The sequence below is a fragment of the Pleurocapsa sp. PCC 7327 genome (genome assembly GCF_000317025.1).
In the GTDB taxonomy this organism is placed as follows: domain Bacteria; phylum Cyanobacteriota; class Cyanobacteriia; order Cyanobacteriales; family Microcystaceae; genus Hydrococcus.
The window spans coordinates 2,325,312-2,337,500 of sequence record NC_019689.1 but is presented as its reverse complement, the minus strand read 5'-3'; the positions used below and the strand labels follow the sequence as shown (position 1 = coordinate 2,337,500).

The window sequence follows — 12,189 nt, the reverse complement described above, 5'->3', positions numbered from 1 at the left end:
AGGTCTATTTTGGATTCCGATCTGACTGTTAGACCAGAAGAGTTGGTACATTTCTTCCAAGCAGTAGCCTCTTATCGTTGCGAATTTGCTAATGGTTGTCGATTAATTTATCCCGTGAGTTCCCAAGCAATGCCCTGGCTAAATCGGATGGCAAATCGATTTTTTGCTTGGGTATTATCTTACTTATTAGATACTAAAATTAAAGACTCGCTGTGCGGCACTAAAGCCATTTCTAGAGAAAATTATTTGCGAATTGCTACTAATCGGTCTTACTTTGGCGAATTCGATCCTTTTGGAGATTTTGACCTCCTTTTTGGTGCTGCTAAATTGGGGCTGAAAATTAAAGATATACCAGTTAGATACGTACCGAGAACCTATGGAAAATCTAACATTCAACACTTTAAGGAAGGAATAGTTCTCCTGAAAATGTGTCTTTATGCAGCGAAAAAAATTAAATTTCGCTAGTTTTCCAACCTGCGATCGCAGGGAAGTTAAATTTAATGTTCTGAGAAATCCAAGCCATGCAGTTCTTTCAAAAATTACTTCTTGGAGTTTATAGCCTGATTAAAAAAACTGGCTTACTAGAAAAACCCTTATTTAACAAAGGATTTTGGTTTGCTTATTTTCTCTACAAACAGTATTTTGAAGACCCGTTTTTCGGACTTACCCAAAAGTATCCTCATTTATTTAAAGAAGGATGCGTTCTAGATATTGGCGCAAATATTGGCTATACCACAACAGTTTTTTCAAAAGTTATTACTCCTGGTTTCAAAGTTTATGCTTTTGAACCGGATCGCGTTAATTTTAATAGCCTGCGAGAGATGGTAAAACTCCGTAAGGCAAAAAGCAAGATCGTTCCCGTTCAAGCAGCCATGGGAGAAACAAAGGGAGAGATCGAGCTTTGGCATAACGAAAACCATCATGGCGACCATCGAATTCTCACCCAAGACTATAAGCAATCTGGTGTCGATTTAATGAAAGTTTCAGTGGTTCCTATGTGGTCTGTGGATGAATTTGTCGCATCTGAGATGGCTAATGCAGCCGTCAAATTTATCAAAATTGATGTCCAAGGTTATGAATTGCCTGTGTGTTTGGGAATGCAACAAACTCTAGCAGCTAACCCAGATGTCGTCGTTGCCATAGAATATATGCCCAGTACTATGTCCGAGTTAGGTTTTGCTCCAGAGACAATTTTTACCTTCTTTCAAGAGCAAGGATATTTTATGTATCTTTTGCATAAAAAGGGAAAATTAAAACCCGCTCGGCAAGAAGTTATCGATAAATTGGTAAAAAATAGAGGCTATACCGACCTGATTTTTTCTAAAAGAGAATTGCTGGCTTCGAGTTAACCTTTCGGGGTTAAAAAATCTGATTACTTGAGACCAACCGAGCAGTGAACGGACAGATGCGAATAGGAAAAAGATCGACAACTTCAGACAGCCAACGGCTCTATTTGCAGGGACTAAGGCTTGTCGCGCTTGTCAATTGCTATCGCCAACGGCATAGCCCGATTGCTTCTGTGACCATCCCATCTACTCTAATCAATAAATTCAATTTTAAAAACAGGTACGTTTCATGCTGAATCAATGACTTTGCTGTCTCGTTGACACGCTGATAATTGCTGCGCAATCGCACCCTTTTAAACAGCTTCTAAGCTTGACTTAAATACAAATGCAACTAAGAAAACTATTAACCAATCTAGACAATCGATGGCTTTCTTCCCTAGCTATCTTAGCTGTTGGTTTATTGGCATACTCTGCCGTTTTAGCGATCGGCATACCAGACAGAATCAATCAGATCTTTCTAGCTAACGACTCAAGCTTGCTCTTTATTGGCAGCGTTTTACTGCTTTATCTTGCCTATCTTCCGTCTGGTTGGATTGGAGAGCTGACTAACTTTAGTGCAACATTAATCTTATTTGCCCTGCAATTATCGGGACTTTGGCGTAGCGGACTCAACCAAAGTTCCTACGTCCTAGCTGGTTTACTGGCAATGACCGATACCCAGGGCTACTACAATGATGCCTTGCGTTTGCTAGAAGGCGATACATTCTCAGTATTTTCGTCTACGCGACCTTTAGCTCACGGGGTATTAGCTACGCTACTAGGATTAACTCAGCAAAACCTACAAGTTACCTTCGCAATTTTAACCCTCATTACTACCATTGCCTGTTTTTTGCTCGCCCGCGAAGTTCAACGCAGTCACGGGACGGCAGCAGGAATTTTAGTTGCGACAACGCTATTTCTATTTTACAGAAAATACCTGGGAACCGCTTCGACGGAAAACCTGGGATTAGCGCTGGGAACGATTGGTATGGCAATCCTTTGGCGGGGCGCGACTGCCAAGCGCATTAACCCCTGCTTGCTGGGCATTCTCCTGCTAACGTTGGCATTAAATACCCGTGCGGGAGCCTTTTTTATTCTACCTGCCCTCCTCTTGTGGGGAGCTTGGTCGTTTCGCAGCTCATCTCGTCTTTCCGTGCGCTTCCTAATCAGTGGGGCTAGCGTGGTTTTGTTGGGGTTTATTCTCAACTCGCTGGTGTTAAAAGTCATTGGTTCTCCCGATGCCCTAGCCTATTCCAATTTTTCTTACTCACTTTATGGATTGCTCGTCGGCGGCGATTGGCAGACAGCAGTAGCCAAGCATCTAGATATACTTAGTTTAGAAGAACCAGCGCGATCGCAGCGGGTTTACGAGCTAGCCTTAGAAGCACTCCGCGCTAATCCATTTAGTTTGGTGAGAGGCTGCATGCGAGCCTGGACGGACTTTCTCTGGAATGACTTTATTTTTTCCTTTGTTACCAGTGCTAAAGTCAACGTCACTCTACAAATCCTCAGTCTTATCGCCCTAGTTCAGTGCTATCGCCAAAGACAAACTGCAACAGCTTCTCTTATAATTGCCGTCACGATTGGCATTTTGCTTTCCGTTCCTTTCGTTCCACCTTGGGATGCTGGTATCCGCCCCTATGCGGCGACCATTCCCTTTATTGTGCTCTTGCCAGCACTCGGAGCGACTTTTATCGCTCAAAAGATGGAATGGCATCGCCTGGCGCAAATTCCCGCGCAACCAGATCGGTCTTTCCTGCTATGGATGTTTGGATTGAGTTTAATCATTCTGACTGTTGCCGGACCGATCGCGACAACCATCTTAAGCAATCCACCCCAATTTTCCGAGATTTCTTGTCCGGTAGGTACGGAGGTTGTCTATTTTCGGTATAGTCCCGGCTCATCTATTAACTTAGTCGCAGATGATGCCAGGCGGAAAAGCTATGTCCCGAATATTCGCGTAAGTAATTTCCAAAGAATGTTAGACAAATATTTGACCAGAGATCCTAGAGTTCCCGAACTCGTTAAAGAACTAGCCAAACTAAACCCTAACACGACGCTAATTTATAAGCTCGATTTGAAAACCAAGGAAACGCTCTGGGCTATAGTAGATAGCGCTTTAATTCCCAAGGAAAGCGGAATTGTCGGCGCTTGCGGGAGGCGAACGACCAATCCAGCAGCAAAAAAGCTGCACAATGCCGACGGGGCTTACTTGCGATTTCTCTTCTATGCTGACTCGATGACTTTGGTGTCTCGTTGATATTGCCGATCGCCATCAATCATTAACAATTAACTATCAACATTGGCTTGGTGAGTTTCTATCCATCTTTTCCAGAGATCGGGACGGCGTTCTTTCGTTCTTTGTATTTGTTGCTGTTTGCGCCAGCGATCGATCTCCTGGTGATTTCCCGATCGCAAAACCTCTGGGACTTCCCAGCCTCGAAAAACCGCAGGTCTGGTATACTGAGGATAATCGAGCAATCCATCCTCGAAACTTTCTGCCTTGAGAGACTCAGCTTTTCCCACCGTTCCCGGCAACAGTCGCACCACGCCATTAATGATTGCTAGGGCAGGAATTTCACCGCAAGTAAGGACAAAGTCGCCCAGGGATACTTCCCTGGTAACTAAATGCTCTACTACTCGTTCGTCAACTCCTTCATAATGCCCACAAATCAGAATCAGTTGGTCGTAATTGCTGGCTAACTCTTGCAGCAGGGGCTGATTCAAGGGTTGACCTTGAGGACTCATCAAGATAACCTCTCTTCTAGGCAAAATCGGCAACGATTCCACAGCTGTGAAAATTGGTTCGGGTTTGAGCAGCATTCCCGCTCCGCCGCCGTATGGTTCGTCATCGACTCGTCGATGTTTGTCCATCGCAAAATCGCGGGGATTGACTAAATTGACTTGGGCAATCTGTTTGGCTAAAGCTTTGCCCAGCAATCCAGATTCCAGCGGAGAGGTAAAAAAATCAGGGAACAGCGTAATCACGTCGAATCGCACGGAAATCCTCAATCAGTGTTCGGTGTTCGATGACCAGTAATTGGAAGGATAGGGAAATGTGGGAAGTGTGGGGGAGCGGGAAACTGGGAAGAAGACAAACTACTAATCACTAACTACTAACCAACGATCGACAGTATCTTGTATCGAGATATCGTTGACTTTTCCCCTATTGTGTAGTAATTATAAAAGTTCTATACGAAGTGTAAACTCAATAATTACTTCATGCTAACCGAATCGAGCTAAGCTTTAAAGTCTAAAAAGGGGCGAAACCTGGTTAATGCAAATAGCTTGGCGATCGCAGAGGGTGACACTTAGCCAAGCAGTTATACAAGTCAATCCCGAAAAACTAGAGAAGGGGACGGAGTTATTCAAAGCCTCTGAGAAATCTCAACAAATAGGAATTGTTTTTTTTCAGCGCCGTCACCCAAAATACCTTTAGACCATGCCTATGCTCAAAAGCGATAACATGCCGCAAATAGAGACTGAAATCCCAGAAAGCCATATGCCCCCATCCACAAAAACTGCCATTTTGGTAATCGGCGGTGCTGAAGATAAAGTTCACGGGCGAGAAATTTTACATGCCTTTTGGGTTCGTGCCGGAGGAAGCGATGCCACGATCGCGATTATTCCCTCGGCATCGCGAGAGCCTCTGCTCATTGGCGATCGCTACCAGCAGATTTTTGAAGAGATGGGGGCTAAATTTACTAAAGTTCTCGATATCCGCGATCGCGAACAAGGCGAAGACGCTTATTTTCGAGAGTACATCGAACAATGTACGGGAGTCTTCTTAACCGGAGGCGATCAACTCAGGCTGTGCGGCTTGCTTGCCGATACGCCGCTTATGGAACGCATCCGAGGACGGGTGCAACAGGGAGAAATTACCCTCGCCGGAACCAGTGCGGGAGCCGCCATCATGGGGCATCATATGATCGCTGGCGGCAGTAGCGGCGAATGTCCCAACCGCGCTCTCGTCGATATGGCAATCGGTTTGGGCTTCATCCCAGAGATTATCGTCGATCAACATTTTCACAACCGCAATCGCATGGCTCGTCTGCTCAGCGCGATTTCCAATCACCCCGAACGGCTGGGGATCGGCATTGACGAAGATACCTGCGCCTTGTTTGAAAAAGATGGATGGTTGCGAGTCATTGGGCGAGGAACGGTTACAATTGTGGATGCGAGAGAGATGTCTTACACCAACCAAACAGAAGTAGGGGCTACCGAACCAATCAGCTTGCACAACCTGCGAGTTCACATTCTCTCCCACGGAGATAACTATCATCTCCACTTGCAAAAACCCGTCCCAAAACAGTAAAGGGACTAGCAGTCACAAAGTTCTAAAAAATTGTTCATAGCGAACAGTTTCTCGTTTCTGGCAAGCGAGAAAATTAAAAACTGTCTCTTCGCGCTTCTCATCAAGGCACGACAATCGACACTTATGAAGATTCTCAAAACCCAAACCCTGCGCGGTCCCAATTACTGGAGCATTCGGCGGCAAAAATTAATTGTTATGCGTCTCGATCTAGAGGATCTGGCAGATAGACCCTCTAACGAAATCCCCGGTTTCTACGAAGGATTGGTCAAGGTATTGCCGACCATAGAAGAACATTTCTGCTCTCTCGGTCGTCGCGGCGGTTTTTTGGAGCGGGTGCGGCAAGGCACATACATGGGACACATCATCGAACACGTCGCCCTCGAACTCCAGGAATTGGCAGGGATGCCAGTGGGATTCGGTCGCACGCGAGAAACCTCAACTCCCGGCGTGTGTAACGTCGTTTTTGAATATGTTGACGAACAAGCGGGACGTTACGCTGGCAGAGCAGCCGTGCGCCTCTGTCGAGCGATTGTCGATACGGGAACTTATCCCAAAGCAGAATTCGAGCAAGATATAGCCGACCTCAAAGATCTCCACGCCAATGCCTCACTCGGTCCGAGTACAGAAACCATCGTCAAAGAAGCCGAGGCGCGAAAAATTCCCTGGATGATGCTGAGCGCTCGCGCCATGGTTCAATTCGGTTATGGGATTCACCAAAAGCGCATTCAGGCAACTTTAAGCAGTTACTCCGGAATCTTAGCTGTCGAACTCGCCTGCGATAAAGAAGGGACAAAAACGATTCTTCAGGATGCGGGAATTCCCGTGCCTTGCGGAACCGTCATTCAATATCTCGACGAACTCGAAGACGCGATCGAAGATGTAGGCGGTTATCCCATCGTCATCAAGCCTCTCGATGGCAATCACGGACGCGGCATTACAATTAACATCAAGAACTGGCAAGAAGCCGAAGCCGCCTATGACCTAGCAAGCGCGGAAGCCAAAAGCCGCTCGGTAATCGTGGAGCGCTTTTATCAAGGAAGCGACCATCGCATTTTAGTGATTAATGGCAAACTGATAGCCGTTGCCGAGAGAATACCCGCTCACGTGGTCGGCGATGGGAGATCGACCATTGAAGAATTGATTGAAGAAACCAATCGCGATCCCAATCGCGGCGAAGGACACGATAACGTGTTAACGAAAATTACCATCGATCGCACCTCGATCTCTGTCCTAGAACGTCAAGGCTACACCCTCAAAACAGTACTCAGGCAAGGAGAAATCGCCTACCTGCGAGACACGGCTAATTTGAGTACGGGCGGGATTGCTATCGATCGCACCGACGATATTCACCCAGAAAATATTTGGATTGCCGAACGAGTTGTCAAGCTCATCGGTTTGGACATTGCAGGCATTGATGTCGTCACCCCAGACATCACCAAACCCTTACAAGAAGTCGGCGGCGTAATCGTCGAAGTCAATGCGGCTCCGGGATTTCGCATGCACGTCGCTCCCAGTCGGGGCTTACCTCGCAACGTCGCGGCTCCCGTCCTGGACATGCTCTTTCCAAAAGGAACGCCAGTTCGCATTCCCATAATTGCCCTGACGGGAACCAACGGAAAAACTACTACGACTCGCCTGACCGCTCATATCTATTGCCAAACGGGAAAAGTGGTCGGCTACACCACAACTGACGGCATTTATATTAATGATTACTTAGTACAAAAAGGCGATAATACCGGACCCCAGAGCGCGAGCGTTATTTTAAAAGACCCAACCGTAGAAGTAGCAGTTCTAGAAACGGCTCGCGGCGGAATTCTGCGTTCCGGGCTAGCGTTTGATAGCTGCGATATCGGCGTGGTTTTGAATGTGGCAGCCGATCACCTGGGAATTGGCGATATCGATACTATCGAACAAATGGCAAAAGTCAAAAGCGTGGTGGCAGAAACCGTCAGTCCCGATGGCTATGCCGTTCTCAATGCTGACGATCCTCTGGTGGCGGCAATGGCGGAACGAGTTAAAAGTAAGATCGCTTATTTTTCTATGAACCCCGACAATCCAATTATCCAAAACCATATCCGTCGGGGTGGCATGGCTGCTGTCTATGAAAATGGCTATCTTTCAATTCTAGAAGGCGAATGGACGCTGCGCATTGAAGAAGTCGTCAATGTTCCCGTCACGATGGGAGGGATGGCTCCCTTCATGATTGCCAACGCGCTAGCTGCTTGTTTGGCAGCCTTTGCTAATGGCGTTGATATCGAAGCAATCCGTCAAGGGATCAGAACTTTTAGTCCGTCGGCAAATCAAACGCCAGGACGGATGAATTTATTTAAGCTGAGTTCTTTTCACGCTCTAGTCGATTACGCTCACAATCCTGCCGGATATGAAGCAGTCGGCGGATTCGTCCGTAATTGGAATGGCGAGAAACTTGGAGTGGTGGGCGGCCCTGGCGATCGCCGCGATGAGGATTTGATTCTTTTGGGTAAACTCTCGGCGCAAATCTTCGATCGCATTATTGTCAAAGAAGACGACGATACGCGAGGACGAGAACGCGGCGAAGTTGCCGATCTGATTGTCAAAGGCATGCTTCAAGAAAAGCCTGATGCTCGCTATCAAACTATTTTGGACGAAACAGAAGCGATTGAAACGGGTTTAGACCGCGTCGATAATGGCGGTTTGGTGGTCATTTTCCCCGAAAGTGTCAGCCGCGCCATTGCTCTAATTAAAAAACGACAAAATCATTCAGATAGTTAACTTTCTCTGTCTTCTGCCTTAAATTTCACAGACTACTCGAAAGCCGACGGTACTCGATCTCAGATCGGGTTCGCAGCTATCGCGAAAAGCCGAACGGCAGTGTCTGGGATAAGAGAGCCAAAATCCCCCGCGAATTACGCGATCCTCACCTTCTTCATCTTCAGACAACCAAGCACTTCCATCGCTCGGCGCACCTTCATAGTTGTCGTGCCAGCAATCGGCACACCACTCGTAGACATTTCCGTGCATATCGTACAAGCCGAAGGCATTGGCTACCCCAAAAATTCCTACGGGTGTAGTTCCCTTTTCGTATCCTTGCATCGATAGCGATCCGTAACAATTGACCAGGTTTTTCGGCAGTCTTCTGCCAAAATGAAAGCGACTATTGGTTCCGGCTCGACAGGCATATTCCCATTCGGCTTCGCTGGGCAATCGATAAATTCTTCCAGTCAATCGCGACAGTCGCCAACAAAACTCGACGGCTTCATACCAAGAGACTTTCTCGACGGGGCGATCGGTTCCTTTATATCTAGCGGGTTCTGGGTTGAGTGTCAACTCGACCGGATCGAGTGCCGCGATCGCTTGCCATTGAGCTTGGGTAACGGGGTATTTGCCCATAAAGAAAGGCTTCACTGTTACCTGATGCTGCGGTTTTTCGCTGTCATAGGCTTCTAATTCGCTTTCAGACGAACCCATCATAAAGCTTCCTTTAGGAATAGATACCATTTCCAGAACGATCTGGTTTCCTAATTCTTCAGTGAAATACTGACTATGACTTCGATTCAAGTTAATTTTCGAGGCTTTTGGCTGGACGGTTACTACGTCAAATTCAAATTCTTGGGTATTCATTATTGACGAACGTTCAACTTGTAATTGGAGTAAAAGATTAGCCTTTAAAGGTTTGACTCACCTATTCATAACTCGCGGTAGCTTTCGGGTTTGGATCGATCCTGCCAGAGCGAATTGAGGGGGTCGCATCTACTCCTCCCTTTTACCGATCGTTGACCTGTATGGTCTATTGAAAAACAAATTTTTGAAATCCCTCAAGATAACCTCAGTGTAGTCTATCCGCGAGATCCGAAGGTATCGTAGAAACACTTAATTTTTGTCTTGAGATAATGTGAAGTTTTAATGATCTAATTTGCATAAATTCGGTAGTTTTACCTATGGCGACCTGCCCTTAATTAGATTGATAATTAACGCTAAATAATAAGATTTAGTGCGTTAATTTTTTTTTAAAAGTTGGCTGAGTTTAACAATTTGAATTTGTAAGGTCGAAATGGGTTCGGCACCTTTTTTGAGATTCATTTCGAGTTCTAGGAGAATTGGTAGAGTAGCAAGCAATTGACGAGAAGAAAAAGATTGAACTTGTTTGCGAAGATGAAAAACGCGATTGGGATTGGCAATATCTGCGGCTGTTGCGATCGCTTTCTCGTCTCGTTCCCCGGCTTCTAATTTTAGTTTAACTATCGCCCAAGTCCGAAACTGTCCGACTAAGGTTGCAACAATTCTTAGTGCGGGTTCGTTGCGATTGATGAGATCGGCGACTATCCCCAAAGCCAAATCGACATTGCCATGGCTAAGGGTTTCTGCTAGCTTGATGCTATTTTGAGCGCTAGCATTGACTAGCTGAGTAACGATGTCGGTATCGATGGGATGAAAGTTTTCTCCCCTGTAGAGGCGTAACTTTTCCAGTTCGCCCCATAACTGCCTGGTATTATTGCCGAGTAATTCCGCAAGCAGATGAGCAGCAGCAGGCGTGAGGTTTACCCCAACTTGTCCGGCAACTTGCTTGACTTGCTCGACCAGTTCGGTCGTTTTCCAAGGAGGAATAAGAGAAAATTCGCGAATATCTGCATATTTTTGCAATAATTTGGTCGATTTGAGTCGTGCATCCGGTTTTTTCTGAGAAGTCAGCAGCAAATGCGAGGTATTAGGAATCGCAGGTAAAGTTTGCTGCAAGCGAGACAACAACGCTTCAGAACAAGAGTGGCAGACAGAAGAATCGACTAACCAAACAAACCGTCCTCCCGTGCCAAAAACTGGGGTCATTGCCTGGTTTAGGGCAAATATCGTCCCATCGGGTTCGTCGCCAGAAATCTTATCATAGTTAAAGGACGACCAGTTAGGATCGAGCACGGTTTGTTGCAGTTGTTTGACTGCTTGCGCGATCGCAAAATCATCGTCTCCCCAAAAAAGATAGATTGGCATATAAGAAATTTAGAATTCTCAATTCTGAGTCAAGTTAGATGAGAGAAAATAGGTACAGTAACTCATAGAGGAAATTAGATTGGACGAAACTTATCAAGTCTACGTCAATCGGATGGCAAGAATGACCCTGCCTTCCACTTATCAGACTCAACTTCAGAACATCCAAAAGTCTCCCAAATTTCGGGATGGAAAAGCAGTTCCTTTTCCAGGTTACAGCGCGATAACGCCTCCCGCAGAAGAAGACTCAGACAATTCAGATTTCTATAAAGATCTAGAGCTTGCTCAAGAGGAGCTACTGAAACAATTAGACTCAAAATTGGTCGTAGCAGTTCCTCCAAGCAGTTTTCATTTGACGGTAGCCGACTTAATTTGGAACGATGCCTATAGGAACTCGATCGCAGAAAATCTCGACTTCGATCGCCAACTCCAAGCATGCATCCGAGAAAGCTTTGAAAATTATAAAAAAATTATTCCTCAAAACAGTCCGAGTCAATGGCAATTGATGGGATTAATTATTTTTCCCCGTGCCATAGCTGTCGGTTTAGTGCCAAGAAACGAGATAGATTATGAAAAAATTTTGCGGCTGCGGCGATCGATTTATCAAAACTCCAATTTAATGGCTCTAGGAATCGAACAACAATATTATTTAACCGGACATATAACTTTAGGTTATTTTGGTGAAATTGCTGCCGATTTAGACCGCGATCGCTTGGTCGAACTTCTGTCCAATTTTAACGATCGCTGGTTGGGAACCGAACCCCAAATACTTACCATTCGTCAAGTTCAGTTGCGTAAATTTGGGGATATGACAGCCTATAAACGAGAACTCGATTGGCCCGTTGTCGAAATTTAGAGATAGGGAAGGTTTTTAAACCCAATTCAATTGCGAATTGCGAATTATTAATTGCGAATTGGCATTAAAGGGGTTCCTTCAAGACAAGCACCTTTGAGGGTAGCACCAGTCAAAACGGCTTGCTCGACTTGGGCACACAATAAATTGGCTTTGGTCAAATTGGTTCCTCGTAAAACAGCACCGTTTAGGGTGGCTTCTTCTAAATCGGCTTGCGAGAGATCCGCTCCCGATAAGTTAGCATTGCTCAAATCTGCTCTATCTAGCCTAGCTCCTATCAGCGTTGCTCCCCGCAAGTCCGCCCCTCGAAAATCTGCACCGCTCAAGTCTAGATGACTGAGGATCGCGCCTCCTAAAAATGCCCCAGCAAAGCTAGTTTGGGAAGATTGCGCGTCTAGAAGATTGGCTCCGCGCAAGTCGGCATTGCGACAATCTGCTCCAGTCAAATCGGCTCCGCTCAAGTCAGCTCCTCGCAGGTTAGCCCGCAAAATAGCTCTCTGTAAATTCGCTCCCGTCAGCATCGCTCCCATTAAATTGGCTTGAGACAAATCCGCATTAGCTAGCTGCGCTTCCGCTAAATCAATTCCGGCGAGATTGGCATGGACGAGGTTTTTTACTTTGCCTTGACGGATAGCTATTAAATCTGGAGGTTGGCGATCGCTCATTGTCAAACTTGCTTAATGGTTAATTAACAAACAGGGACACTTAGCAATTCTTTATTAATAGATATACCAGAG

The 12,189-nt window shown here is 46.0% G+C and carries 10 protein-coding genes and 1 pseudogene; 7 read left to right on the top strand and 4 right to left on the bottom strand.

Annotated features, from left to right (window positions below; genetic code table 11):
• Nucleotides 1–6: 6 nt before the first annotated feature.
• The 3 genes and pseudogenes from PLE7327_RS10415 to PLE7327_RS10405 form a co-directional block, all read left to right on the top strand.
• Nucleotides 7–465 (top strand): annotated as a pseudogene (locus PLE7327_RS10415) (glycosyl transferase); the annotation flags it as partial.
• A gap of 56 nt (nucleotides 466–521) precedes the next feature.
• Complete coding sequence (locus tag PLE7327_RS10410) at nucleotides 522–1,349, top strand: FkbM family methyltransferase (protein ID WP_015143793.1); 828 nt, start codon at nucleotides 522–524, stop codon at nucleotides 1,347–1,349.
• A 322-nt stretch (nucleotides 1,350–1,671) separates the two neighbouring features.
• Nucleotides 1,672–3,585, top strand: a complete 1,914-nt coding sequence (locus PLE7327_RS10405; RefSeq protein ID WP_015143792.1) for a hypothetical protein — start codon at nucleotides 1,672–1,674, stop codon at nucleotides 3,583–3,585.
• A 29-nt stretch (nucleotides 3,586–3,614) separates the two neighbouring features.
• Here the strand turns inward: PLE7327_RS10405 and trmD are convergent, their stop codons facing one another.
• On the bottom strand, nucleotides 3,615–4,325 hold the full coding sequence (gene trmD, locus PLE7327_RS10400) for a tRNA (guanosine(37)-N1)-methyltransferase TrmD (protein WP_015143791.1): 711 nt from the start codon (nucleotides 4,323–4,325) through the stop codon (nucleotides 3,615–3,617).
• Nucleotides 4,326–4,602: 277 nt separating this feature from the next.
• Between trmD and PLE7327_RS24815 the strand changes: the two genes are divergently transcribed.
• From PLE7327_RS24815 to cphA, 3 genes are all read left to right on the top strand, one after another.
• A complete protein-coding gene (locus tag PLE7327_RS24815; RefSeq protein WP_015143790.1) occupies nucleotides 4,603–4,764 on the top strand; it encodes a hypothetical protein in 162 nt (53 codons plus the stop codon).
• Between the two features lie 27 nt (nucleotides 4,765–4,791).
• Nucleotides 4,792–5,640 carry a cyanophycinase gene (locus PLE7327_RS10395; protein WP_041392038.1) on the top strand — a complete coding sequence of 283 codons (849 nt, stop codon included), beginning with the start codon at nucleotides 4,792–4,794 and terminating at the stop codon, nucleotides 5,638–5,640.
• Between the two features lie 123 nt (nucleotides 5,641–5,763).
• Entirely contained in the window at nucleotides 5,764–8,391 is a 2,628-nt protein-coding gene (cphA, locus tag PLE7327_RS10390; protein ID WP_015143788.1) for a cyanophycin synthetase, read from the top strand.
• A gap of 18 nt (nucleotides 8,392–8,409) precedes the next feature.
• Here cphA and PLE7327_RS10385 read toward each other — a convergent pair whose 3' ends face one another.
• Together PLE7327_RS10385 and holA are read right to left on the bottom strand one after the other, a co-directional pair.
• Complete coding sequence (locus PLE7327_RS10385) at nucleotides 8,410–9,240, bottom strand: formylglycine-generating enzyme family protein (RefSeq protein ID WP_015143787.1); 831 nt, start codon at nucleotides 9,238–9,240, stop codon at nucleotides 8,410–8,412.
• Between the two features lie 375 nt (nucleotides 9,241–9,615).
• Complete coding sequence (holA, locus tag PLE7327_RS10380; RefSeq protein WP_015143786.1) at nucleotides 9,616–10,602, bottom strand: DNA polymerase III subunit delta; 987 nt, start codon at nucleotides 10,600–10,602, stop codon at nucleotides 9,616–9,618.
• Between the two features lie 79 nt (nucleotides 10,603–10,681).
• Between holA and PLE7327_RS10375 the strand changes: the two genes are divergently transcribed.
• On the top strand, nucleotides 10,682–11,455 hold the full coding sequence (locus PLE7327_RS10375; protein ID WP_015143785.1) for a DUF1868 domain-containing protein: 774 nt from the start codon (nucleotides 10,682–10,684) through the stop codon (nucleotides 11,453–11,455).
• A 47-nt stretch (nucleotides 11,456–11,502) separates the two neighbouring features.
• Here the strand turns inward: PLE7327_RS10375 and PLE7327_RS10370 are convergent, their stop codons facing one another.
• Complete coding sequence (locus PLE7327_RS10370; protein WP_015143784.1) at nucleotides 11,503–12,117, bottom strand: pentapeptide repeat-containing protein; 615 nt, start codon at nucleotides 12,115–12,117, stop codon at nucleotides 11,503–11,505.
• Nucleotides 12,118–12,189 lie beyond the last annotated feature (72 nt).

Bases quoted from the DNA above. Each gene is read 5' to 3' on its own strand.
- holA (WP_015143786.1), bottom strand. From the start codon at position 10,602: ATGCCAATCTATCTTTTTTGGGGAGACGATGATTTTGCGATCGCGCAA.
- cphA (WP_015143788.1), top strand. From the start codon at position 5,764: ATGAAGATTCTCAAAACCCAAACCCTGCGCGGTCCCAATTACTGGAGC.
- PLE7327_RS10410 (WP_015143793.1), top strand. From the start codon at position 522: ATGCAGTTCTTTCAAAAATTACTTCTTGGAGTTTATAGCCTGATTAAA.
- PLE7327_RS10370 (WP_015143784.1), bottom strand. From the start codon at position 12,117: ATGAGCGATCGCCAACCTCCAGATTTAATAGCTATCCGTCAAGGCAAA.
- PLE7327_RS10395 (WP_041392038.1), top strand. From the start codon at position 4,792: ATGCCGCAAATAGAGACTGAAATCCCAGAAAGCCATATGCCCCCATCC.
- PLE7327_RS24815 (WP_015143790.1), top strand. From the start codon at position 4,603: ATGCAAATAGCTTGGCGATCGCAGAGGGTGACACTTAGCCAAGCAGTT.
- PLE7327_RS10405 (WP_015143792.1), top strand. From the start codon at position 1,672: ATGCAACTAAGAAAACTATTAACCAATCTAGACAATCGATGGCTTTCT.
- PLE7327_RS10385 (WP_015143787.1), bottom strand. From the start codon at position 9,240: ATGAATACCCAAGAATTTGAATTTGACGTAGTAACCGTCCAGCCAAAA.